Origin of the sequence: Exiguobacterium sp. s130, assembly GCF_018619055.1 — a bacterium.
Lineage (GTDB): Bacteria > Bacillota > Bacilli > Exiguobacteriales > Exiguobacteriaceae > Exiguobacterium_A.
In genome coordinates this window covers 1-23,125 of sequence record NZ_JACSNI010000010.1, presented here as the reverse complement: position 1 = coordinate 23,125, position 23,125 = coordinate 1, and the positions used below count along the sequence as shown (strand labels likewise).

The 23,125-nt window shown below is 48.3% G+C and carries 24 protein-coding genes and 2 other annotated features; all 24 genes read right to left on the bottom strand.

Features of this window, described 5'->3' with window-relative positions; all coding sequences use genetic code 11:
* Nucleotides 1-5: 5 nt before the first annotated feature.
* Nucleotides 6-3,563, bottom strand: coding sequence for a DNA-directed RNA polymerase subunit beta (rpoB, locus tag HZS85_RS15945; protein ID WP_058705179.1), 3,558 nt, complete (start codon nt 3,561-3,563; stop codon nt 6-8).
* 231 nt (nt 3,564-3,794) lie between these two features.
* Complete coding sequence (locus tag HZS85_RS15940) at nt 3,795-4,391, bottom strand: class I SAM-dependent methyltransferase (protein WP_214856815.1); 597 nt, start codon at nt 4,389-4,391, stop codon at nt 3,795-3,797.
* Between the two features lie 82 nt (nt 4,392-4,473).
* Nucleotides 4,474-4,842, bottom strand: a complete 369-nt coding sequence (gene rplL, locus HZS85_RS15935) for a 50S ribosomal protein L7/L12 (RefSeq protein WP_023466613.1) — start codon at nt 4,840-4,842, stop codon at nt 4,474-4,476.
* Between the two features lie 76 nt (nt 4,843-4,918).
* Nucleotides 4,919-5,425 (bottom strand): 50S ribosomal protein L10, encoded by a 507-nt coding sequence (gene rplJ / locus HZS85_RS15930; protein ID WP_023466611.1) that lies wholly within the window; start codon nt 5,423-5,425, stop codon nt 4,919-4,921.
* 50 nt (nt 5,426-5,475) lie between these two features.
* Nucleotides 5,476-5,627: a sequence feature (ribosomal protein L10 leader region), on the bottom strand.
* A 55-nt stretch (nt 5,628-5,682) separates the two neighbouring features.
* The gene (gene rplA, locus HZS85_RS15925; RefSeq protein WP_064300983.1) at nt 5,683-6,369 is read right to left on the bottom strand and encodes a 50S ribosomal protein L1; all 687 of its coding nucleotides are present in this window, start codon (nt 6,367-6,369) and stop codon (nt 5,683-5,685) included.
* 117 nt (nt 6,370-6,486) lie between these two features.
* A complete protein-coding gene (gene rplK, locus HZS85_RS15920) occupies nt 6,487-6,912 on the bottom strand; it encodes a 50S ribosomal protein L11 (RefSeq protein WP_023466609.1) in 426 nt (141 codons plus the stop codon).
* 149 nt (nt 6,913-7,061) lie between these two features.
* Complete coding sequence (gene nusG / locus HZS85_RS15915) at nt 7,062-7,613, bottom strand: transcription termination/antitermination protein NusG (RefSeq protein WP_214856813.1); 552 nt, start codon at nt 7,611-7,613, stop codon at nt 7,062-7,064.
* A 19-nt stretch (nt 7,614-7,632) separates the two neighbouring features.
* Nucleotides 7,633-7,803, bottom strand: a complete 171-nt coding sequence (gene secE / locus HZS85_RS15910; protein ID WP_023466605.1) for a preprotein translocase subunit SecE — start codon at nt 7,801-7,803, stop codon at nt 7,633-7,635.
* 44 nt (nt 7,804-7,847) lie between these two features.
* Entirely contained in the window at nt 7,848-7,994 is a 147-nt protein-coding gene (gene rpmG, locus HZS85_RS15905) for a 50S ribosomal protein L33 (RefSeq protein ID WP_023466603.1), read from the bottom strand.
* A 156-nt stretch (nt 7,995-8,150) separates the two neighbouring features.
* A complete protein-coding gene (gene sigH / locus HZS85_RS15900; RefSeq protein ID WP_035413147.1) occupies nt 8,151-8,792 on the bottom strand; it encodes an RNA polymerase sporulation sigma factor SigH in 642 nt (213 codons plus the stop codon).
* 186 nt (nt 8,793-8,978) lie between these two features.
* Complete coding sequence (locus HZS85_RS15895) at nt 8,979-9,509, bottom strand: NYN domain-containing protein (RefSeq protein WP_214856811.1); 531 nt, start codon at nt 9,507-9,509, stop codon at nt 8,979-8,981.
* Nucleotides 9,506-10,270 (bottom strand): 23S rRNA (guanosine(2251)-2'-O)-methyltransferase RlmB, encoded by a 765-nt coding sequence (gene rlmB, locus HZS85_RS15890; RefSeq protein ID WP_214856825.1) that lies wholly within the window; start codon nt 10,268-10,270, stop codon nt 9,506-9,508. Before rlmB ends, HZS85_RS15895 begins: the two co-directional genes overlap by 4 nt.
* Before the next feature lie 85 nt (nt 10,271-10,355).
* The gene (locus HZS85_RS15885) at nt 10,356-10,760 is read right to left on the bottom strand and encodes a Mini-ribonuclease 3 (RefSeq protein WP_023466600.1); all 405 of its coding nucleotides are present in this window, start codon (nt 10,758-10,760) and stop codon (nt 10,356-10,358) included.
* Nucleotides 10,757-12,154 (bottom strand): cysteine--tRNA ligase, encoded by a 1,398-nt coding sequence (cysS, locus tag HZS85_RS15880; RefSeq protein ID WP_029343081.1) that lies wholly within the window; start codon nt 12,152-12,154, stop codon nt 10,757-10,759. Before cysS ends, HZS85_RS15885 begins: the two co-directional genes overlap by 4 nt.
* A complete protein-coding gene (gene cysE / locus HZS85_RS15875; protein WP_214729705.1) occupies nt 12,108-12,809 on the bottom strand; it encodes a serine O-acetyltransferase in 702 nt (233 codons plus the stop codon). The genes cysS and cysE overlap by 47 nt, the downstream gene beginning before the upstream one ends.
* A gap of 27 nt (nt 12,810-12,836) precedes the next feature.
* Nucleotides 12,837-13,055, bottom strand: a binding site (T-box leader).
* On the bottom strand, nt 13,055-14,503 hold the full coding sequence (gene gltX / locus HZS85_RS15870) for a glutamate--tRNA ligase (RefSeq protein ID WP_214856807.1): 1,449 nt from the start codon (nt 14,501-14,503) through the stop codon (nt 13,055-13,057). Its footprint overlaps the feature before it by 1 nt.
* 43 nt (nt 14,504-14,546) lie before the next feature.
* Entirely contained in the window at nt 14,547-15,029 is a 483-nt protein-coding gene (ispF, locus tag HZS85_RS15865; RefSeq protein ID WP_214856806.1) for a 2-C-methyl-D-erythritol 2,4-cyclodiphosphate synthase, read from the bottom strand.
* A gap of 2 nt (nt 15,030-15,031) precedes the next feature.
* Entirely contained in the window at nt 15,032-15,715 is a 684-nt protein-coding gene (gene ispD / locus HZS85_RS15860) for a 2-C-methyl-D-erythritol 4-phosphate cytidylyltransferase (protein WP_214856805.1), read from the bottom strand.
* Between the two features lie 131 nt (nt 15,716-15,846).
* A complete protein-coding gene (locus tag HZS85_RS15855; protein WP_214856804.1) occupies nt 15,847-16,932 on the bottom strand; it encodes a PIN/TRAM domain-containing protein in 1,086 nt (361 codons plus the stop codon).
* A gap of 127 nt (nt 16,933-17,059) precedes the next feature.
* Nucleotides 17,060-18,436 (bottom strand): DNA repair protein RadA, encoded by a 1,377-nt coding sequence (gene radA / locus HZS85_RS15850; RefSeq protein WP_029343076.1) that lies wholly within the window; start codon nt 18,434-18,436, stop codon nt 17,060-17,062.
* A 76-nt stretch (nt 18,437-18,512) separates the two neighbouring features.
* The gene (gene clpC / locus HZS85_RS15845) at nt 18,513-20,960 is read right to left on the bottom strand and encodes an ATP-dependent protease ATP-binding subunit ClpC (protein ID WP_023466588.1); all 2,448 of its coding nucleotides are present in this window, start codon (nt 20,958-20,960) and stop codon (nt 18,513-18,515) included.
* Nucleotides 20,960-22,033 (bottom strand): protein arginine kinase, encoded by a 1,074-nt coding sequence (locus tag HZS85_RS15840; RefSeq protein ID WP_195866116.1) that lies wholly within the window; start codon nt 22,031-22,033, stop codon nt 20,960-20,962. Before HZS85_RS15840 ends, clpC begins: the two co-directional genes overlap by 1 nt.
* A complete protein-coding gene (locus tag HZS85_RS15835) occupies nt 22,026-22,454 on the bottom strand; it encodes a hypothetical protein (protein WP_214856803.1) in 429 nt (142 codons plus the stop codon). Before HZS85_RS15835 ends, HZS85_RS15840 begins: the two co-directional genes overlap by 8 nt.
* 25 nt (nt 22,455-22,479) lie before the next feature.
* On the bottom strand, nt 22,480-22,935 hold the full coding sequence (locus tag HZS85_RS15830) for a CtsR family transcriptional regulator (protein WP_023466578.1): 456 nt from the start codon (nt 22,933-22,935) through the stop codon (nt 22,480-22,482).
* Nucleotides 22,936-23,125: the final 190 nt, after the last annotated feature.

The window sequence follows — 23,125 nt, the reverse complement described above, 5'->3', positions numbered from 1 at the left end:
TTCGCTTATTCCTCTTCAGTAACAACTGGTGCGACAGGCGCTTGAACTTCTTCGAGTGCTGGAGTCGCGTTCGGGATATTGTCCTCGTCTTCGTCGCGCATTTCGATCTCTTCATCATCAGCAGACATCATCTTGACGTCCATACCGAGTGATTGAAGCTCTTTAATGAGGACTCGGAACGATTCCGGTACGCCCGGTTGTGGTACATTCTCACCTTTGACGATTGCTTCGTACGCTTTAACACGACCGATCGTGTCATCCGACTTGATTGTAAGGATCTCTTGGAGCGTGTAGGCTGCGCCGTATGCTTCAAGTGCCCATACTTCCATCTCACCGAAACGCTGACCACCGAACTGGGCTTTACCACCGAGCGGTTGTTGTGTAACGAGTGAGTATGGTCCTGTCGAACGTGCGTGAAGTTTATCATCGACCATGTGAGCAAGTTTAATCATATACATGACACCGACAGAGATACGGTTATCGAACGCTTCACCCGAACGACCATCATAAAGGACAGTCTTCGCGTCGCGATCCATACCTGCTTCTTCAATCGTTGCCCAAACATCTTCCTCACGCGCACCATCGAATACTGGTGATGCGACTTTGATGCCGAGTTGACGTGCTGCCATCCCGAGGTGAAGCTCGAGCAACTGCCCGATGTTCATCCGTGATGGAACCCCAAGTGGGTTCAACATGATGTCAATTGGCGTACCGTCTGGCATGTACGGCATGTCTTCTTCTGGAAGGATACGCGAGATAACACCTTTGTTACCGTGACGACCCGCCATTTTGTCACCCTCGTGAATCTTACGCTTCTGAACGATGTAAGCACGGATCAACTGGTTGACACCAGGTGAGAGCTCGTCCCCATTATCGCGGTCGAAGATTTTGACGTCGAGGATGATTCCATCACCACCGTGTGGTACACGGAGAGATGTATCACGGACTTCACGTGCTTTTTCACCGAAGATTGCATGAAGAAGACGTTCTTCCGCTGTCAATTCCGTTACACCCTTCGGCGTAACTTTACCGACGAGGATATCGCCGTCCTTGACTTCCGCGCCGACACGGATGATTCCGCGATCGTCGAGGTTTTTCAAGGCATCATCACCGACGTTCGGAATATCACGTGTGATTTCTTCCGGTCCGAGTTTCGTATCACGCGACTCACATTCGTATTCTTCGATGTGGATCGATGTGTAGACGTCGTCTTTGACAAGACGCTCACTCATGATGACAGCATCCTCATAGTTGTAACCATCCCATGTCATGAAACCGACGAGTACGTTACGACCAAGCGCAAGTTCCCCACCGTCCATCGATGGACCATCTGCAAGGATCTCGCCTTTATCGACTGGGTCGCCTGCTTTGATGATTGGTTTTTGGTTATAACACGTTCCTTGGTTAGAACGGATGAATTTTTGAATCTTGTAACGGTCGAGTTCACCTTCAACGATGTTGCCATCGACTTCCGTCGTACGACGGACAAGGATTTCACGCGCCGTGACACGCTCAGCGATCCCTGCGTGCTTCGCAACGACAGCGGCTCCTGAGTCTTTCGCAGACACGTACTCCATTCCTGTACCGACAATCGGAGATTCCGGGTTCAGAAGTGGGACGGCCTGACGTTGCATGTTCGCTCCCATGAGGGCACGGTTCGAGTCATCGTTCTCAAGGAACGGGATACAAGCCGTTGCGGCAGATACGACCTGCTTCGGCGAAACGTCCATGTAATCGACACGTGCTGGTTCGACAGACAAGTTTTGTCCACGGAAACGTGAAAGGACGTGTGAATCTTTGAACGTCTTCTCTTCCGTCAACAACATGTTTGCCTGTGCGACGACGTAGAGATCCTCTTCGTCAGCAGTCATGTAGTGGATTTCATCCGTGACGACGCCCGTTTCCGGATCGACACGACGATATGGTGCTTCGATGAAGCCGTACTCATTGACCTTCGCGTACGAAGACAACGAGTTGATCAAACCGATGTTTGGTCCCTCTGGCGTTTCGATCGGACACATACGGGAATAGTGCGAGTAGTGTACGTCACGAACTTCGAAACCAGCGCGCTCACGTGTCAAACCACCAGGTCCGAGTGCTGAAAGACGACGTTTGTGCGTCAATTCCGCAAGCGGGTTCGTTTGGTCCATGAACTGAGACAACTGCGAGCTACCGAAGAACTCTTTAATCGATGCGATAACTGGACGAATGTTGATCAAGGCCTGTGGCGTGATCGCATTCTGATCCTGAATCGACATCCGTTCCTTAACGACACGTTCCATCCGTGAGAGACCGATCCGGAATTGGTTCTGGAGCAGCTCGCCGACTGAACGAAGACGACGGTTACCGAGGTGGTCGATATCGTCTGTCGTACCGACTTCATGCAACAAGTTGAAGAAGTAGTTGATGGCAGCAATCATGTCAGCAGGCGTGATGTGCTTGATGTCACGATCGATGTTACCGTTACCGATGATATTGATGATGCGTTCACCTTCAGCATCGTCCGGTGCGAACACCTTGATTGACTGTAAGTTGAAAGCCTCACCCTGCGTTACGCCGCCTGTAGGCGTCGCTTCGATGTAACCAACGGATCCTTCGAGGAATGGAAGGACTTTATCGAGCATACGACGATCAAGGACCGTTCCTGCTTCCGCGATGACTTCACCTGTCTCAGGATCAACGAGCGTTTCCGCAAGTTTTTGACCGAAGAGACGGTTCTTAAGATGAAGCTTTTTATTGATTTTATAACGACCAACGTTTGCCAAATCATAACGTTTCGGGTCAAAGAAGCGCGACACGAGCAACGCTTTTGCGTTTTCGACTGTCGGCGGCTCTCCCGGACGTAGACGCTCATAAATCTCGATGAGGGCTTTTTCCGTTGATTCCGTATTATCTTTTTCAAGTGAATTCCGGAGGTACTCATCATCACCGAGAAGATCGATGATTTCCTGATCCGTACCGAAACCAAGAGCACGTAAAAGAACCGTTACTGGAATCTTACGCGTGCGATCAATGCGAACATAAACGATGTCTTTCGCGTCTGTCTCGAGCTCGAGCCATGCACCACGGTTTGGGATGACTGTCGCGGAGAATCCACGTTTACCGTTCTTATCTAACTTATTGTTGTAATAAACACTTGGCGAACGAACAAGCTGCGAAACGATTACGCGCTCCGCTCCATTGATGATGAATGTTCCCGACTCCGTCATAAGCGGGAAGTCACCCATGAAGACTTCTTGTTCTTTCAATTCACCCGTCTCTTTATTTTGAAGACGGACTTTAACGCGTAGTGGTGCCGAATAGGTCACGTCGCGCTCTTTCGATTCATCGATCGAATACTTCGGCTCTCCGAGCGAGTAGTCGATGAATTCTAATACGAGATTCCCTGTGAAGTCGGAAATCGGCGAAATGTCATGAAACATCTCACGGAGACCTTCCCGCAGGAACCACTCATACGAATTCGTTTGAATCTCGATTAAGTTTGGAAGTTCCAATACTTCGCTGATACGTGCATAGCTTCTTCTCTGACGGTGACGACCGTACTGAACAAGTTGACCAGTCAACTGATTCACCTCTCAGACCCACTTCTTCTTATAGAGAAGGACGGGTGTAATATCGAACATTGAAGCCATTTTTTGATTGATAAGCGCAAAAAAGCGACGTCTTGTCTACTCAATCATCTGTAGTCGAGAACGCCAGCTGCTTTCAAACATCTTATCCAAAAATCACTCCAATGGCATTTTATAATACTATCATAGACACAACATGCGGTCAACGACAAATCCTTCGATTTGTCAAGACCGAATTGATTTAAATATAGAGTACCCTTTATCCCGGGTAACTGTCTCACACATACCGAATACGTCTTCCATCAATTTCTTCGCTGATGGTCCACCTTGTTTCTTTTGAATGACGACCCAAAGCTCGCCGCCGACGACAAGGTGATCATATGCTTCTCGGAGAATACGATGAACGACCGTTTTTCCCGCCCGAATCGGTGGATTCGTCACGATCGCTGCGAATGTCGATTCGCCTACCCCATCATACCCGTCACTCACACCGGTCGTCACGGAAACACCATTCGCGCGCGCATTGTCTGCCGCTAGTTCGAGCGCCCGTTCATTGACATCGATCAAGTGTGCCGGACGACCCGTCGACTTCGAGAGCGCGATGCCCATCGGTCCGTATCCGCAGCCGACATCTAAAATGTCTCCCGCTACAGCCGGTTCCGTGAATGCCTCGATCAACAGACGGGAACCAAAATCGATTCCGTTCTTCGAAAAGACACCGTGATCCGATGTAAAGCGGAGCCTCTGACCACGCAGGACATATTCCCACGTCTTCGGATCTCGTTTCGATGAAGGGTCATTCGTATAATAATGATCCGCCATGTTTCCTTCCCCTCTCATGTAAAAGATGAAAACAAAAGAAGCTCGCAATGCGAGCTTCTCTTGTTTCTACGGAAGAAGAAAATTACTTAACTTCTACAGTAGCGCCAGCTTCTTCAAGCTTAGCTTTCATTGCTTCAGCGTCTTCTTTCGAAACGCCTTCTTTAACTGGTGCTGGAGTTCCGTCTACGAGAGCTTTCGCTTCTTTAAGACCGAGACCAGTCAATTCGCGAACTGCTTTGATGACGTTGATTTTACCAGATCCAGCGTTAGTAAGGATAACGTCGAATTCAGTTTGCTCTTCAGCTGCTGCGCCTGCGCCAGCACCTGCAACTGCTACTGGAGCTGCTGCTGATACGCCGAATTCTTCTTCGATTGTTTTTACGAGTTCGTTAAGTTCAAGAACAGTCATGCCCTTGAGGTCTTCGATAAATTGCTCTTTGTTGAAAGCCATTATGGTTTTCCTCCTTTGATTTAGCCCACGTTGGGGTGTGAAAATTGTGTTGGTTGCCTATCCCGCTAAGCAGAAATTAAGCAGATTGTTCTTCTTTTTGCTCTGCGATTGCGTTCGTTGCCACCGCGAGTCCACGGATTGGCGCTTGAAGCACGCTGAGGAGCATCGAAAGGAGACCTTCGCGTGATGGAAGTTCCGCAAGGGCTTTGACATCTTCTACTGAAGTGACTTTGCCTTCGATGATACCACCTTTGAGTTCGAGAGCCTTGTGCGTTTTAGCGAAGTCGTTCAAGATCTTAGCTGGCGCGATAACGTCTTCATTGCTGAAGGCGATCGCACTAGGACCTGTGAAGACTTCATCAAGACCTTCGAGGTTGCTTTGAACTGCCGCGCGGCGGAGGAGACCGTTTTTGTAAACTTTGAATTCAACGCCCGCTTCGCGGAGTTGTTTACGAAGTTCAGTGACTTCTTCTACTGTGAGACCACGGTAGTCGACGACAACTGTTCCTGCGCTCGCTTGGAGTTTCTCAGCGATCTCAGATACGAGATCCGCTTTGACAGCGATAACTTTTTCGTTTGCCATTTCTGTTGCACCTCCTGGTAGATGAAATGTACCGGTGCGAGGGGCTGCTCGATTTCAAATAAAAAGCCTCCGTCTGCAGAGCAGAGGAGGCGTAATCGTCAAAAAGGATACCTGAACAAACAGGCTCTCTGAGCAAGAACACCTCGGAAGGATTTATGCCCATGTGAGCACCTTCTGTCTACGGTATGTCGAAATATATCAACGTTTTATACTGTAACAGCGTTCTTAGAACGTTGTCAAGTTCGTTTTAGACGAAATTATTTCGCGAAGTCAGCTGAAGATACTTTTACACCAGGACCCATTGTAGAAGCGATCGCGATGTTTTTAAGGTATACACCTTTAGCAGTAGCAGGCTTAACTTTTACGAGAGTTTCGATAACTGTGTTGATGTTATCAACGAGTTTCTCGTTATCGAATGATTTTTTACCGACAGGAACGTGGATGTTACCTGATTTGTCGACACGGTACTCAACTTTACCAGCTTTGATATCGTTGATTGCTTTTGTGACGTCAAATGTAACTGTACCTGTTTTCGGGTTTGGCATGAGGCCTTTTGGTCCGAGAACGCGACCAAGTTTACCAACTTCACCCATCATGTCTGGTGTCGCAACGATAACGTCGAAGTCGAACCATCCTTGTTGGATTTTGTTGATGTACTCAGCATCACCAGCGTAATCTGCTCCTGCAGCTTCCGCTTCTTTTAATTTCTCACCTTTCGCGAAGACGAGGACTTTTTGTGTTTTACCAGTACCGTGTGGCAATACGACTGCTCCACGGATTTGTTGGTCTGCTTTCTTCGGATCTACTCCGAGACGAACAGCCAATTCGATAGTCTCATCGAATTTCGCAGTTGCAGATTTTTTAGTCAAATCTACAGCTTCTGCGAGTTCGTATGAAACCGTACGATCGATAAGCTTAGCAGCTTCTTTGTACTTCTTACCCATTTTAGGTTCCTCCTTTGTGGTTGTGCGGAAAATCCTCCCACATAATGAAAGGGTAGCAGGCTTCAAGAAACTATCCGCCTGCGACCCTCATCGTTGTTCATGGTAATCAAAAAGACATTAGTCTTCGATTACGATACCCATAGAACGTGCAGTACCTTCAACCATCAACATTGCTGTTTCAACAGATGATGCGTTAAGGTCTGGCATTTTTGTTTCAGCGATTTCACGAACTTTGTCACGTTTGACAGTCGCTACTTTCTTACGGTTCGGTTCACCTGAACCACTCTCAATTCCAGCTGCTTTCTTCAAGAGAACTGCTGCTGGAGGAGTTTTAGTGATGAATGTGAATGAACGATCTTCAAAAACCGTGATGACTACAGGGATAATCAAGCCGGCTTGGTCTTGTGTACGAGCGTTGAACTCTTTACAGAAGCCCATGATGTTCACACCTGCTTGACCGAGTGCCGGTCCAACTGGTGGAGCTGGGTTTGCTTTGCCCGCAGGAATTTGAAGTTTTACGAGTTTCATAACCTTCTTCGCCACGAGACACACCTCCTTAATTCTTTAATGTGGTTTAATTGGACGTTGCGCGTCCTCCCACTCATTCTATTCGACGAGTTATTTATCGAAATAAGCACAACATCAAACACGAAAAATTGTATCATTAAAACAAAACATTCGCAATAGGAAACTTAATCGATTTTATCGACCTGTGCGAAATCAAGCTCGACCTTCGTTTCGCGACCGAACATATCAACAGAGACTTTCATTTTCTCAGCATCTGCATCAAGCTCCTCGATCGTACCTTCGAGATTTTCGAAAGCTCCTTCTTTGATTCGGACGATTTGTCCGAGTGAGAAGTCGTAACGGCTCTTCAGATCGACAAGACCCATTGATCCAAGGATATTTTCTGCTTCTTCCGGAAGAAGTGGGGTTGGTTTTGAACCGCCGCCGACTGATCCGAGGAAGCCTGTGACGTTCGGAGTATTCCGGACGACATACCAAGAATCATCCGTCATGACCATCTCAACGAGGACATATCCCGGGAAGATCTTGACTTCACGTTCCTTGATTTTCGTTTCTCCCTTTTTGTTCGTTACTTCTTCTTGTACCGTTTCAATCGGAACGAGTACACGGAAGATTTTTTCGTCCATGTTCATGGATTCAATCCGACGTTCAAGGTTCGCCTTGACGTTGTTTTCGAATCCGGAATACGTTTGGACGACAAACCATTGTTTCTCCATGGTAGGCCACCTCTTCTTTTTACTTAATCAACCAGCTCATCAATGCGCTAAGCCCTGAATCGACGCCGAAGATGAAGACACCCATGAAGATCACCATACCGATGACCGTCAGTGTGTATTTCGTCAGCTCTTTCCGTTTTGGCCAGCTCGTCTTTTTCAATTCATTCCATACGTCACGCAAAAATTTCATCGTACTTTCCCTCCAGGATGTAATAAATCGGGACAGATGAAGCTTTATTTCGCTTCTTTATGAATCGTATGCGCGTTACAACGACGGCAGAATTTCTTCAATTCCAAGCGGACAGTGACGTCCTCTTTTTTCATCGTCGTATAGTCGCGGGCACCGCAATTATCACAAGCAAGGCCTACTTTCTTCGCCATCTCAAAGTCCTCCTTCTTTGCCACTCTTCTCTTCTGTTAAGGTACTTTCCTTCCGAAAAAGAGCGTAAAAAAAAAACGCCTATGAGCGGCGTCTCGCTAGTAAGGCGCTAGTTATACAGTAGCATAGGAAGGGGTTACGGTCAATCTACCTCTCTGTTAGACCGTCATCTTTCGTGCTTCGAGATAACGCTCAAGCTTGCGCTTGACGCGTTGCAAGGCATTGTCGATCGATTTGACATGACGATCGAGGTCGTCAGAGATTTCCTGATACGTCCGTCCGTCAAGATAGAGCGCGAGGACTTTGCGTTCAAGGTCGCTTAAAATTTCATCCATCTTCGATTCAATGTCTGCATATTCTTCCCGGTTGACGATCAAAATTTGTGGGTCAGAAGGTGCTGTCGACGTGATGATATCGAGTAACGTCCGCTCCGATTCATCGTCATAGATCGGTTTATCGAGTGAGATGTACGAATTCAACGGGATATGTTTCTGACGTGTCGCCGTCTTGATCGCAGTGATCATCTGTCGCGTGATGCATAATTCGGCAAATCCTTTAAACGAGGCAAGCTTATCCGTTCGGTAATCCCGTACTGCTTTATAGAGACCAATCATTCCTTCTTGAATGATATCTTCTCGGTCTGCCCCGATCAAAAAGTAAGAACGGGCTTTGGCGCGCACGAAATTTCGATACCGCTCGATCAAAAATTCGAGCGCATCGCTGTTGTCGAACTCTTTCGCTTGTTCTACAAGCGCTTCATCGGTCATGCACCCAAACTGGTCGAACGAAACCAAACTCATCTTGTATCCCTCCAAGCATCATTGACGAATAGTTCAATTGTTTTTAATTATACAATAATTACCTGTCGCACGACAATGAAAATTGGCATGACCTCTTTTGTTGCATCCAACATGTATCTTTTCTATAAAAAAATCCACCATTCTTCCAAATGAAGAACGATGGATTGCTCATACGAATGGTTCATATCATGTATCTGAATTCTTTCGACGACGGATCGCTTCTAAACGTGCGACGACGTCTTCTGGTAAATCAATCTTCGAGCGCGGTTGAGCCGTCGTCTTCGCAGACGTCGTCTGTTGTTTGATGACAGCGACTGCCGCTTTCCACTCTCGCCGGAGCTCTTGCGCCGATATGCGGAGTGCGCCGAGCGTGAAGATGACCCATTGCTCCGTGTAGTCGTTCGTCGCTACCGTCAACTTGACTCGGATGTCCTGTAACCAATCAGCAGCTGTCTTTTCAATCCATTCATCTGCCGTTTCGTTCTCCCGTGTATAGACGATATCGATTCCGCTTTTTAGCATCCGAGACTCACGTCCTGGTTGCAGATAGGCATCGAAGACGATCGTAACGCTGAGACCTGTGACAGCTTGGTATTCCGCCATCGCATGAATCAGCCGTTCCCGTGCCAATTCAAAATCTTGCTCCCGCAACGTCCGAAATTCTGGCCATGCGCCAATGATATTATAGCCATCTACGATGAGACGATCATATTTCATCGCGCATACGGCTTTCTAGTCCGGTAGACTTCATATAGTAATAATGAAGCAGCAACCGATGCGTTGAGCGATGTGACATGTCCCGCCATCGGGAGGTGGACGAGGAAATCACATTTTTCACGGACAAGCCGGCTCATTCCTTTTCCTTCACTTCCAATGACGATTCCGAGTGGCATCGTCCCATCGAGCGTCCGGTAGTCATCACTTTCGCGTGCATCCGTTCCGACGAACCAGATGCCTTGTTTCTTTAGATCTTCCATCGTCCGCGCAAGGTTCGTCACGCGAACGACAGGAATATGTTCGATCGCGCCTGTTGATGCCTTTGCGACGACTTGCGTCAATCCGACTGATCGACGCTTCGGAATGATGATCCCGTGTGCCCCGACAGCATCTGCCGTCCGCAAGATTGATCCGAGATTATGTGGATCCTCCAGTTCATCGAGTAGGATCAAGAGCGGTGTTTCATCCTTTTGACGTGCCAGCTTGAAGATGTCTTCCATCTCGGCGTACTCGTACGCCGCTACCGCTGCGACGACACCTTGGTGATTTTCCGTTCCAGCTAAACCGGTTAACCGCGAACGCGGGACGAGCTGGATTTGAATGCCCGCTTCCTGCGCCATCGCATGGATGACGGCAAGTGGTCCTTTTTGTTGTCCTTCTTGCAAGAACAGCTTGTTCATCTCTCGTCCACTCCGTAATGCCTCTAGGACCGGATTACGACCTGACAAAAAATCTTGTCCTTCTTCGAGTGGCTCGATCACGACAGGCTGTTCCTTGACCGGAGCGGCTTTTCGTTTCTCTGGTGCTGGACGCTGTGCCTTCGTTTTTGGCTTCGCGCTTGTAGCCTTAGGATTCGTCTGTTTTTTCGGCTTCGAGTAATTCGAACGCTTGTCCGATGAGTTCTTCAAGGCGATCCCCTCCTTCTGAAAGATAAATATAACCGAGCAATGCTTCAAATGCTGTCGCGTAGCGATACGTATGGACGTCCGTGCTCTTCGGAACAGAACCGGATTTCGCGTTCTTTCCGCGCCGGACGACCGCTGCCTCTTCTTCCGTCAACGCATCCGTGTTCAACCAGTGTGTCACGACCGTCGCTTGTGCTTGTGCCCGAACGTACCGGACAGCTGCTTTATGCAACTCGCCCGGCTTCACGTAGCCTTGTTCGAGCAATCGCTCGCGCACACGAATCTCATAGACGACGTCGCCCATGTACGCTAATGCGAGTGCGTTCAGTTGTTTGTAGTTCTTCATCCGCGCTTCCACCGCATCCCTTGCGCTGTATCTTCGAGCAGAATGCCTTGGTCACGTAATTGGTCGCGAATTGCATCTGCTCGTGCAAAGTCACGATTTTGACGGGCTGTGTTCCGCTCTTCGATCAACTGTTCGACTTCTTCATCGAGTAAGCCTTTATCAACTGTCAACGTCACACCTAGGACGCCTGATAATTCCGAGAAGAGTGCGAGGAACTGTTCGAGCACCTGTTTCGATACATGCGCTTCTCCAAGGTATAGGTTGGCTTCTTTTGAGAGATCAAACAAATCCGTCACAGCGTTCGCTGTATTGAAATCATCATCCATCGATGTGATGAAGTGTTCCTTGATCGCCGCTAGACGATTCAACCACTTCTCGTCACCTGTTCCGAGATCGGCCGTCATCTCAAGACGGTGTTCGATGTTTGCGACCGACTCCCGAATCCGCGCGAGACCATTCGCTGCTTGATCGATCAGTTCACGACTATAGTTGATCGGGTGACGATACTGAACCGATAACATGAAGAACCGTAACACCATCGGATCGACCGCTTGGATCGCTTCATGGACTGTCAGGAAGTTACCGAGCGACTTCGACATCTTCTCGTTTTCGATGTTCAAGAACCCGTTATGCATCCAGTAGTTCGCGAACTTCTGCGAGTTGCACGCCTCAGACTGGGCGATCTCATTCTCATGGTGCGGGAACTTCAAATCTTGTCCACCAGCATGGATATCAATCGTCTCCCCAAGGTATTTCTTCGCCATCGCCGAGCACTCGATGTGCCAGCCTGGTCGTCCTTCGCCCCATGGACTCGTCCATGCCGGCTCCCCTGGTTTTGCTGCTTTCCAGAGCACGAAATCAAGCGGATCTTCTTTTTTCTCTCCGACTTCGATTCGTGCGCCTGCACGCAACTCGTCGATTGACTGCTGGCTTAATTGTCCGTAATCCTTGAAACTACGCGTCCGGAAGTAGACATCTCCGCTTGAAGCGTAGGCATTGCCTTTTTCGACGAGAACTTCGATGAATGCGATGATATCGTCCATCGTTTCCGTGACGAGTGGATGAATGTCTGCTTTTTGAACATTCAAGGCGCCCGTGTCCGCGTGATACGCCTCGATGAAACGTTTCGTCAACGCATGATAGTCTTCTCCGAGTTCGTTCGCTGTCCGGATGATCTTATCGTCGACGTCCGTGAAATTCGAGACATATTTGACTTCATATCCGCGATATGTGAAGTAGCGGCGGACCGTATCGAAGACGATGGCTGGACGTGCGTTGCCGATATGAATGTAGTTGTATACCGTCGGACCACAGACATACATCTTGACCTTTCCTTCTTCTAATGGTTTAAATGGTTCCTTTTTTCCGGTCATGCTGTTGTACAGTTGAATCATGACGTCGCCCTCCTTTAATCCGTTCAATTTCTTGTTTTAATACTTCTAGTTCCATTTCAATCCGCTCTTGGCATTCGCTGACCGGATCCGGGAAACGATGATCAAGTGGTGCTTCGACCTTCATACCGTCCTGAATGACGACACGTCCCGGAATGCCGACGACGGTCGCATTTGGAGGAACGTGTTTTAAGACGACAGAACTGGCACCGATTTTCGAGTATGCCCCGATCGTGATATCACCAAGGACACGGGCACCGGCAGAGACAAGTACGCCGTCTTCAATCGTCGGATGACGCTTTCCTGTTTCTTTCCCCGTTCCGCCGAGTGTCACGCCTTGAAACAACGTGACGTCATCACCAATGATCGTCGTCTCACCAATGACGACACCCATCCCGTGGTCGATAAAGAATCGGCGTCCGATCGTTGCTCCTGGATGAATCTCGATGCCTGTCAAAAAGCGACTGAACTGCGAAATGAATCGACCGAGTAAGCGGAACTTTGCGTTCCAGAGTCGATGGGCCAGGCGATGCATCCAAATCGCATGTAAGCCCGGGTATGTCAAAATGACTTCTAACGTGCTGCGGGCAGCTGGATCTTGCTCAAACACATTGCGGATATCTTCTCGTATCCGTGTCATATACGTTCTCCTCTCCATAAGAAAAAGCGCCTCCATGCATTGCTGCACAGAGACGCTAACGAAGCGCGGTCCCACTCTGTTTGGACGATTGACTCGTCCCTCTTGACGTCCGTTAACGCCGGAGATACGTCTGCGCCTACTCTCACGGATTTCGGGCAGCACTCAGAGGGGCATTTCATGATTCGCTTCTTCAAGCCCTCGCACCATTCGAGCTTGTCTCTGGAGAAGAAGACGCATCGTTACTTTCCTCGTCTACGCTTTCGTTATTCTGCTTCAAGCCGTGCAAGCACACGGTCTTTTCCTAGTAATTGAATCGTGTTCGGGAGTTCTGGACCATGCGTCTGTCCTGTCGTCGCGACACGAATTGGCATGAATAAGTTCTTTCCTTTTTGACCAGTCGCTTTTTGCGTCGCTTTGATCGATGCTTTAATCGCTTCTGGTGTCCACTCTTCGAGAGCACGTAACTGGTTCGCGAATTCTGCAAGTACAGTCGGAACCATCTCGCCACTCAAGACAGTGTTTGCCTCTTCATCATACACCACTTCGTCCTCAAAGAACATCTCTGAAAGCTTGACGATTTCCGCGCCATGCGTCATCTGTTCGCGGTATAACGCGACGAGATCACGTGCCCAAGCGAGCTCTTCTTCTGAAGGTGACGCTTCGACGCGACCTGCTTCTTGTAGGAACGGAAGACTGGCTTCGAATACTTCTTCGAACGATTGGTGTTTCATGTACTGGCTGTTGATCCAAGCCAATTTGTTTTGGTCAAAGACAGCCGGACTCTTCGAGAGACGATCCGCGTCAAAGATTTCGATGAACTCTTCTTTCGTGAAGATCTCTTGTTCGCCGACTGGTGACCAACCGAGAAGCGTGATGAAGTTGAGCATTGCTTCCGGGAGATAACCGAGCTCTTTATACTGCTCGATGTACTGAATGATCGAGTGATCACGTTTCGAAAGTTTCTTGTGTGATTCGTTGACGATCAATGTCATGTGACCGAACGTCGGGTATTCCCAACCGAATGCATCATAGATCATCATCTGTTTCGGTGTGTTCGAAATATGGTCATCTCCACGAAGAACATGGCTGATCGCCATCAAGTGATCGTCGATGACGACGGCAAAGTTGTACGTCGGAATGCCATCTTTTTTGACGATGACCCAGTCACCGAAGTCTTTTGATTCGAATGAGACGTCGTCTTTGACGATATCATTCCATGTATACGTGACATCTTCCGGTACACGAATCCGAATCGACGGCGTGCGACCTTCTGCTCGGAACGCTTCTTCTTGTTCTGCTGTCAGGTTACGGTGTGCCCCTGAATAACGTGGTGCTTCTCCACGTGCGATTTGTGCTTCGCGTTCTGCTTCGAGCTCTTCCGATGTCATGTAGCAACGGTAAGCGAGTCCCTTTTCAAGTAACTCGTCCGTGTACTTTTGATAGATATCGAGACGCTCCATTTGTGAATAAGGACCGTACTCGCCACCGCGATCTGGACCTTCGTCCCAATCGACACCGAGCCACTCGAGGTTCTTCATTTGACTCTCGACACCACCTGCGATGTTCCGCTTTTGGTCCGTATCCTCGATTCGTAATACCATCTTACCGCCTAAGTGGCGCGCAAACAGATAGTTAAATAATGCAGTCCGGGCATTCCCGATATGCAAGTGTCCTGTTGGACTTGGGGCATAACGTACTCGTACTTCTGCCATTGCCAATCACTCCTTCGACTAAAATTCGCTTATCTAGTATACCTTATTCTTCGATTCGTTTCAGTAGAATCACTGCTTGACAAGCGATTCCCTCTTCTCGTCCCGTAAAACCTAACCATTCCGTCGTCGTTGCCTTGACATTGATCTGTTCAATGTCCGCTTCGAGTAATTCCGCGATTCGCGCACGCATCGTGTCGATGTACGGACGAAGCTTTGGTGCCTGTGCGATGACTGTCGCATCTAGGTTGCCAAGCGCGTAGCCCTGTTGTTTAACGAGCGCGTAGACATGCTGCAGCAATTTTGCTGAATCGGCATCCTTGAATTCCGGATCCGTGTCCGGAAAATGTTTTCCGATATCTCCTGCTGCGATTGCACCAAGTGCCGCGTCGGCAATCGTATGTAACAAGACGTCTGCATCCGAATGACCGAGCAATCCTTTCGTGTGCGGAATCTCGATGCCGCCTAAAATCAATTTCCGATCCTCTGCAAAGGCATGTACATCAAAACCTTGTCCAATTCGAATCATCGTCATTTCCCTCGTTTCATTAGAATCGCTTCACCGAACCATAGATCGTCCGGTGTCGTCATCTTGATATTTTCGTAGTGACCGTGGACGATCGTTACTTTTCCTCCGTCCCATTCTATCAAACTTGCATCATCGGTTCCTAGGTATTTCGTTGCCGCTTTTTCATGAACCGTGCGAATCGTCGCAAGATCAAACGCTTGTGGTGTCTGGGCTGCCATCAGGCGTTCCCGCGGGACGGTCTCACTGATGTGATTTGCTTCGATCCGTTTGACGGTATCTTTGATCGGTACCGCGAGAATCGCTGCCTGATCTTGGACTGCTGCTTGGACAACCGCCTGAATCGCTGCTTGTGAAATGAACGGTCGGGCACCATCATGGATCAGAACGATTCCTTCGCCTTCTAACGCCTCAAGACCACGAAGCACACTTTCCTGACGTTCGGCACCACCCGTGACAAGTCTAATCGATGTCTTATAAGACGCGATAATACTTGTAAACCATTCCTGTTCTAGTGGATTGATCGCAAGGATGATTTCCGTACATGCCGGATCTGCCTCGAAGACATCCAGTGTCCAAGCGATGATTGGACGGTCTCTTAGTTCAAGCATCAATTTATTACGATCTGCGCCCATCCGCTTACCGGCACCGGCAGCGGGGATGACGACGCGATATGTGGCTGTAGACATCTCATTCCCTCTTTTCTATCTCACTGATCATCGTGATCCATTCCATCACACCGAAAACGGACTCGATCATGAAATCGAATCCGTTGCGGGTCTATCTGAATGCCTCTCGATATCTCTCTAGGCATAGTGTCTCATTTTTCCTGTGGTTTCGCAAAAATCATTCGTCCAGCTGACGTCTGTAAGACACTCGTGACGACGACGCCAATCGTTTTCGAGATCAGGTGTTTTCCTCCTTCGACGACGACCATCGTTCCATCTTCGAGATAGGCGATCCCTTGCTTTTGTTCTTTCCCTTCCTTGATGACAAGGACGGTCATCTCTTCTCCTGGAATGACGACTTGTTTGACGGCATTCGCCAGATCATTGATGTTAAGGACAGGAACATGTCGGACTTCACAGACTTTGTTCAAGTTATAGTCGTTCGTGACGACGATCCCTTTGACAAGTTCCGCGAGTTTGATCAATTTGATGTCGACTTCCGGTACATCCTCGAAGTCGCCATCATAAATTTCGACCTCGACTCCAGGGATCTCTTGTAATTCTTTTAAGACATCGAGCCCGCGGCGTCCACGGTTTCGTTTCAACGTATCAGAAGAATCCGCGATGTACTGCAACTCCCCAATGACGAATTGCGGAACGATCAGCTTTCCTTCGACGAAACCGGTCTTCGTGATATCCGTGATCCGCCCGTCGATGATGACGCTCGTATCGAGTACCTTACTGTTTGACTTAACTGGGTCGACGACTTCAGGTGCCGTCTTTTTCTCACTTTGGTTGCTACGTAAGAAGATTTTCGTCAATTCATGACGTTTACGATACCCGACTGTAAAGCCGAGATATCCGAATAACGCGGTCACGAAGATCGTTAAGACGTTACTGAGGACAGGAATACCTACCAAATCAATCAATGTACTGACGAGGAAAGCCAGTACCAACCCAATCAACAAACCAAATGTTCCAAAAAAGAGATCTGCCACTGGGGCTTTGACGAGCCGTTCTTCTAAAAATCGGAGAAGTCGAATTACTGAATCCGTAATGAATAATCCAATTAATAAGAATATGAGTGCACCAATCGTTCCAGTTACGTATTCGCTCATCAACCACGCGGGGAATGTCGTATTCGTTGCCGTTTCAATTAATTGGAAGAACTGAGGAAGCAACAAGATCCCGAGGGCAAGTCCGAGTAATGCAAAAAATACCCGAATGACGATTTTCAATCTTCTCACCTCCTTTGCTTATTTTAAGTTCATTGTAACATGTACTGATTTGAACTACCTACGCCGGAAGGAGGGGAAACTGTTTACATATCCATTACAGTTCCCCCATTTTTTGCGTCATTCCAGCTTAAAACGGAATCGTTTCACGTAATGCTTCATCCACACTCTCGACACCGACGACCGTAATCCCGTCCGGATACGTCCAACCACCCAAGTTGTTTTTCGGAATGATCGCCCGCGTGAAACCGAGTTTAGCTGCTTCTGCTACACGTTGTTCAATCCGCGATACACGGCGAACTTCTCCCGTCAACCCGACTTCACCAATCACGACATCGGTCGGACGCGTCGGCTTGTCACGGAAACTAGAGGCAATGGCAACACAAACCGCTAAGTCAATCGCAGGTTCATCAAGCTTCACACCACCGGCTGCCTTGAGGTACGCATCTTGTGTCTGAAGGAGAAGACCCGATCGTTTCTCAAGGACGGCCATCAATAACGCTACTTTATTTTGATCGATTCCGGTCGCCATCCGTCTAGGATTGCCGAATGACGTCGGTGAAATCAACGCTTGCAGTTCGACGAGGACGGTCCGTGTCCCTTCCATGGAAGCGACGATCGTCGAACCGGATACACCGGACGTCCGCTCCTCGAGGAAAATTTCTGACGGATTCAAGACCTCTTCAAGACCAGACTCCCGCATCTCAAAAATTCCGATCTCATTCGTTGAACCAAATCGGTTTTTGACAGCACGCAGAATCCGGAACGTATGGTGACGTTCGCCTTCGAAATACAAGACAGCATCCACCATGTGCTCAAGTAACCGTGGTCCAGCAATCGAACCCTGTTTCGTGACATGACCGACGATGAAGATCGCGATCCCGCGACTCTTCGCAATTTTCATCAGCATCGCCGTACATTCCCGTACCTGTGTCACGCTGCCGGGTGCAGACTGGATTTCATCAATGTAGACGGTTTGAATCGAGTCGATGATTAAAAAACGTGGCTGTTCTTCATCGACGACACGTTCAATCATGTTCATATCCGTCTCACTAAGGACGAACAAATCCTGAGTCGGTAAGCCAAGCCGTTCCGCGCGCAATTTAGTTTGTTTGAGCGATTCTTCTCCTGAGATGTAGAGCACTTTTTCGCCACGTTGGGCAAGACGTGCGCTCGTCTGCAGTAAGATCGTCGACTTCCCGATCCCCGGATCTCCTCCAACTAGCACCATCGAACCTGGAACGATACCACCTCCGAGAACACGGTCGAATTCACCACTTCCGGTAAAGACGCGACTCTCTTCTTGCGAAACGATATTCGCGAGGCGCTCTGGCTTTAATTGTTTTGTCGTCGTATGAACGAAAGCGGCACCGCGCCGTCCTTTTTTTTCTTCGACGACTTCTTCGACCATCGTGTTCCATTCCCCGCATCCTGAACAACGTCCCATCCATTTCGGTGATTCGGTCCCACAGCTTTGACAAACGAATTTTGTTTTTAACTTAGCCAATCGATTCATCCTTTCTGTTTCAAAAAAAGAACCAGCTTCGCTCAGAAAGTGCGAAAGCTGGCCCTGTGCTCAGTGCTTATTCCGTTGCGGCAGAACTCACGTGATTCCGGCGAACGATGAATTCGTTCTCTTCGACATCAAGCGCAACACGTTCTCCTTTTTGGATATCGCCTGCGAGCAATGCTTCTGACAACCGGTCTTCCGCTTCCCGTTGAAGGGCACGACGGATTGGACGTGCGCCGTACTCTGGATCGTATCCGATATCGGCAATCTTCGAGAGGGCAGCTGGTGTCAATTCGAAATGAATTTCCTGTTCAGCCAAACGTTTTTCAAGGGTTTTCGCCATCAACTTCACGATCTCTTCGATGTGTTGTTTCTCGAGTGAGTGGAAGACGATCGTTTCATCAATCCGGTTCAAGAACTCTGGACGGAACGCCCGTTTGAGTTCTTCCATGACTTTATCTTTCATGTCTTTGTATTCGCGATCCGTATCTTCAGAAACAGCGAAGCCGACATATTTATTACGTTTAAGAGCACTTGCACCGACGTTCGATGTCATGACGATGATCGTGTTACGGAAATCAACCGTCCGACCTTTCGAGTCTGTTAGGCGTCCATCATCAAGTACTTGCAAGAGAATGTTGAAGACTTCCGGGTGCGCCTTCTCGATTTCATCAAGTAAGATGACTGAGTATGGTTTCCGGCGAACTTTTTCCGTTAATTGACCGCCTTCTTCGTAACCGACATAGCCTGGAGGTGAACCGACGAGACGACTCGTTGCATGTTTCTCCATGTACTCTGACATGTCGATCCGGATGATTGCATCCTCATCACCGAACATTGCTTCGGCAACCGCACGTGCGAGTTCTGTTTTACCAACCCCAGTAGGACCGAGGAAGATGAACGAACCGATCGGACGTTTTGGATCTTTCAGTCCAGCACGTGCGCGACGGATCGCTTTTGAAATCGATTTAACGGCTTCATTTTGACCGATGACACGATCGTGAAGGATTTCTTCGAGGCGAAGGAGACGATCCGTCTCTTCTTCCGCGATCTTCGTGACCGGTACACCTGTCCAGTTGGCAACAACTTGTGCGATGTCATCTTTTGTGACTTCAAGTTTTTCGTTGCCTTGTTTATTCTGCCATTCCTCTTTCAAACGCTCAAGCTCATCGCGTAATTTTTGTTCCGTGTCGCGGAGGCTTGCTGCTTTTTCGAACTCTTGACTTTGGACAGCTTCATCCTTATCCTTACGGATACCCTCGAGTTTTGCTTCAACTTCTTTTAAGTTCGGTGGTGCTGTGTATGAACGCAACCGAACTTTCGATGCCGCTTCATCGATCAAATCGATCGCTTTATCCGGAAGGAAACGATCCGAAATGTATCGATCCGACAAGGTGACGGCTTCTTGAATCGCTTCGTCTGTGATCGTCACACGGTGGTGTGCTTCATAACGATCGCGAAGACCAAATAGGATTTGTGTTGCTTCATCCGTTGTTGGCTCTGCGACTTGAATCGGTTGGAAACGACGTTCGAGTGCCGCATCTTTTTCGATGTATTTCCGGTACTCATCAAGAGTCGTTGCTCCGATACACTGGAGTTCGCCTCGTGCGAGCGATGGTTTAAGGATGTTCGATGCATCGATCGCACCTTCTGCTCCACCCGCTCCAATCAATGTATGCAACTCATCGATAAAGAGAATGATGTTACCCGCTTGACGAATCTCATCCATGACCTTTTTCAAACGATCTTCGAATTCACCACGGTATTTCGTGCCGGCGACGAGTGTTCCCATATCGAGTACCATGACGCGTTTATTGCGTAAAGTCTCCGGTACTTCATTGTTGATGATTTGTTGAGCGAGACCTTCGACGACAGCCGTTTTACCGACCCCTGGTTCCCCGATCAAGACTGGGTTATTCTTCGTCCGGCGGCTCAAGACTTCGATGACGCGTTGAATCTCTTTCGCGCGACCAATGACGGGATCAAGACGTGTTTCACGCGCTTGTTGAGTCAAATCACGAGCAAGGCCATCAAGTGTTGGTGTTGCGACACCTGAACCTGCTTGCGACGCGTTTGCTGTCGTTTCGCTGTTCCCAAGCAACTGGAGTACTTGCTGACGGGCTTTTGAAAGACTGATGCCTAAGTTATTTAAGACACGAGCAGCAACGCCCTCTCCTTCTCGGATCAATCCGAGTAAGAGGTGTTCTGTTCCAACGTAAGAGTGACCTAGTTTACGTGCCTCATCCATTGATAATTCGATGACTTTTTTCGCACGTGGTGTATAGTGAATCGTCGTTGCACCATCTTGTCCGCGACCGATCAACGCTTCGACTTCCATCTGAATTTTATCTGAACTGAGACCGAGTGCTGTTAAGGCTTTCGCAGCGATTCCGTCTCCTTCACGTACAAGTCCGAGTAAAATGTGTTCTGTTCCGATATTGTGGTGCCCCAACCGTACTGCTTCTTCTTGAGCAAGTGCCAATACACGTTGTGCACGTTCTGTGAATCGTCCAAACATCATTATGCAAAACCTCCTTGTGTGTGATCCCTGTTTGTCTGTTCGGTTAACATCGTCCGGATTCGTTTCGCCCGTTCGATGTCCCGTTCTCTAGATGTTAATTGTTTCCCGAAATGCTTTTGTAAAAAACCTGTTTGTAATGAAACGAGCAGTTGATGAAAAAGATTTGGAGGAAGATTGACCTCTAGTCCCAGACTGTCCGCTAAGCGAACATCCGATAACCGTTCCGTTGCTTCCCGCGCTGTAATCAGTCGAGCTGATGTCAGGACACCGTAGGAACGATATAGTCTATCCTCTAGTTCTTCTTGATACATCTCCAATAATCCTTTTCGTGCTGCCTGTTCTGCTTCAATTAATGCTTCGACGGCAAATTGATAGTCCGTGATCAGCATATCCTCACTTGCCCCAAGCGTCCGTTGGTTCGAAAGTTGGAACATGCGACCAGAGGCATCGCTTCCCTCGCCGTAACGCCCACGAATCGCGAATCCGAGCTGTCGTAAGTGTTTGATATAGCCTTGAATCTGATTCGTCAGGACCAGTCCCGGTAAGTGCAACATGACGGAAGCACGAAGACCAGTTCCGACGTTACTCGGACACGTTGTTAAATAACCAAGTGTGTCATCAAAAGCAATTTTAAATCGTTCACTGATCAAGCGATCGACTTGTTTTGCGATCCGAAACGCTTCTTCAAGCTGTAGCCCAGGTAATAACGTCTGGATTCGAAAATGATCCTCTTCGTTTACCATGACACTGATCTGCTCATCCTCACTAATGAAGAGTCCCGTCCGTGGATGACTGGCTAACGCTGGACTGATCAGATGCTTTTCTACTAAAGCGGTTCGCGTCAGAACATCTGCTTGATCGACGCGACCAAACCGGAACCCTTTCATCCCGTTTAGTTGACGTTCGGTCTCTTCAATGAGCGCATTGGCTTGTGCTTCGGACAACATCGTTGAGAACGGATAACGTGTCGTATTACGCGCCAATCGGATCCGTGTCGAAACGACGATGTCGTCAAAGGGAGAAGATTGATTCATCGATTCGCTTAAAGGGTGTTGGAGCAACTCTTCAAACATGACGCAAATCCTCCTCGACACTCTCAATCTGTTGTTTTATGATTTCTGCTTCTTCATAATCTTCTGCTAAGATTTTGCGGTTAAGTTGCTCTTTGAGTCGACTGAGTTGCTGGTTCAATCGTTTTTCAACGGTTTCCTCATCAGGTCGCGAGCCATAATGTTGCGTATGACCGTGTTGGAACTGACGAACCATACCGTCGACTTCGTCTTTGAAAAATGAATAACAAGTCGGGCAACCGACTTTACGAAGATGAAGCAATTGTTGACGGGTCATACCGCAAGACGGACACGCCGTCCCTTGGTATTCACGTGCCAACTCCCGCACACAAACCGAGCATAAGAACTTCTCATCGGTTTCCGATTCTTGTGGAAGTTTGACACGGACGATTGCTTCTCGTTCGCCACATCGTTGACAACGCATCATGCATTCCTCCAATGTCCCACGACTAGAGTCGCTTCATGGTTTGAAGAAGCGTCCGCATCAAGTGGGCACGCATCCGGTGTTGATCTTCGACCGCCATTGGCAAACTCTCTTTTTGCAACAGCGATTGAATCAAAATAGCTTCCCGCCGCGTCAGTAATTGTTCGTTCATCAAACGAATCAAATAATCTTCTGCAGCTTGTTCCGTCAAATGATCACCGATCCATGAACTGACTTCGTCTAATAGATCGTGACTATCGAGCACAACGATTTTTTGAATCCGAATGTATCCACCGCCGCCCCGCTTACTTTCAACAAAATAACCCTTTTCGACCGTAAAACGAGTATTGATGACGTAATTGATTTGTGATGGAACACAGTCAAAACGTTGTGCAATTTCTTGACGTTTGATTTCAATCGTCTTTTCGTCGTGTAAAATTTGCTTTAAATAGGCTTCGATGATATCTGTGATGTTTTGCATTGGCACCACCTCTCTGACCATCTTTGACTATTGTTTGATTTAATAGTAATCATCTAAAAAAAGAAATGCAACTGATAAGGCTTTTTAGAAAACACAAAAAGACCGACCTGCAATCTGCAGATCGGTCAAGTGCCTGGCAACGTCCTATCCTCACAGGGGGAAGCCCCCAACTACTTTCGGCGTTCAAGTG

Excerpts from the sequence above, each read along its gene's own strand:
- HZS85_RS15940 (WP_214856815.1), bottom strand. The coding sequence starts at position 4,391 with ATGGCGGATCATTATTATACGAATGACCCTTCATCGAAACGAGATCCG.
- rplL (WP_023466613.1), bottom strand. The coding sequence starts at position 4,842 with ATGGCTTTCAACAAAGAGCAATTTATCGAAGACCTCAAGGGCATGACT.
- rplJ (WP_023466611.1), bottom strand. The coding sequence starts at position 5,425 with ATGGCAAACGAAAAAGTTATCGCTGTCAAAGCGGATCTCGTATCTGAG.
- rplA (WP_064300983.1), bottom strand. The coding sequence starts at position 6,369 with ATGGGTAAGAAGTACAAAGAAGCTGCTAAGCTTATCGATCGTACGGTT.
- nusG (WP_214856813.1), bottom strand. The coding sequence starts at position 7,613 with ATGGAGAAACAATGGTTTGTCGTCCAAACGTATTCCGGATTCGAAAAC.
- secE (WP_023466605.1), bottom strand. The coding sequence starts at position 7,803 with ATGAAATTTTTGCGTGACGTATGGAATGAATTGAAAAAGACGAGCTGG.
- rpmG (WP_023466603.1), bottom strand. The coding sequence starts at position 7,994 with ATGGCGAAGAAAGTAGGCCTTGCTTGTGATAATTGCGGTGCCCGCGAC.
- sigH (WP_035413147.1), bottom strand. The coding sequence starts at position 8,792 with ATGAGTTTGGTTTCGTTCGACCAGTTTGGGTGCATGACCGATGAAGCG.
- HZS85_RS15895 (WP_214856811.1), bottom strand. The coding sequence starts at position 9,509 with ATGAAATATGATCGTCTCATCGTAGATGGCTATAATATCATTGGCGCA.
- HZS85_RS15885 (WP_023466600.1), bottom strand. The coding sequence starts at position 10,760 with ATGAAGAACTACAAACAACTGAACGCACTCGCATTAGCGTACATGGGC.
- cysS (WP_029343081.1), bottom strand. The coding sequence starts at position 12,154 with ATGATTCAACTGTACAACAGCATGACCGGAAAAAAGGAACCATTTAAA.
- cysE (WP_214729705.1), bottom strand. The coding sequence starts at position 12,809 with ATGGAGAGGAGAACGTATATGACACGGATACGAGAAGATATCCGCAAT.
- gltX (WP_214856807.1), bottom strand. The coding sequence starts at position 14,503 with ATGGCAGAAGTACGAGTACGTTATGCCCCAAGTCCAACAGGACACTTG.
- ispF (WP_214856806.1), bottom strand. The coding sequence starts at position 15,029 with ATGATTCGAATTGGACAAGGTTTTGATGTACATGCCTTTGCAGAGGAT.
- ispD (WP_214856805.1), bottom strand. The coding sequence starts at position 15,715 with ATGTCTACAGCCACATATCGCGTCGTCATCCCCGCTGCCGGTGCCGGT.
- clpC (WP_023466588.1), bottom strand. The coding sequence starts at position 20,960 with ATGATGTTTGGACGATTCACAGAACGTGCACAACGTGTATTGGCACTT.
- HZS85_RS15840 (WP_195866116.1), bottom strand. The coding sequence starts at position 22,033 with ATGTTTGAAGAGTTGCTCCAACACCCTTTAAGCGAATCGATGAATCAA.
- HZS85_RS15835 (WP_214856803.1), bottom strand. The coding sequence starts at position 22,454 with ATGCGTTGTCAACGATGTGGCGAACGAGAAGCAATCGTCCGTGTCAAA.
- HZS85_RS15830 (WP_023466578.1), bottom strand. The coding sequence starts at position 22,935 with ATGCAAAACATCACAGATATCATCGAAGCCTATTTAAAGCAAATTTTA.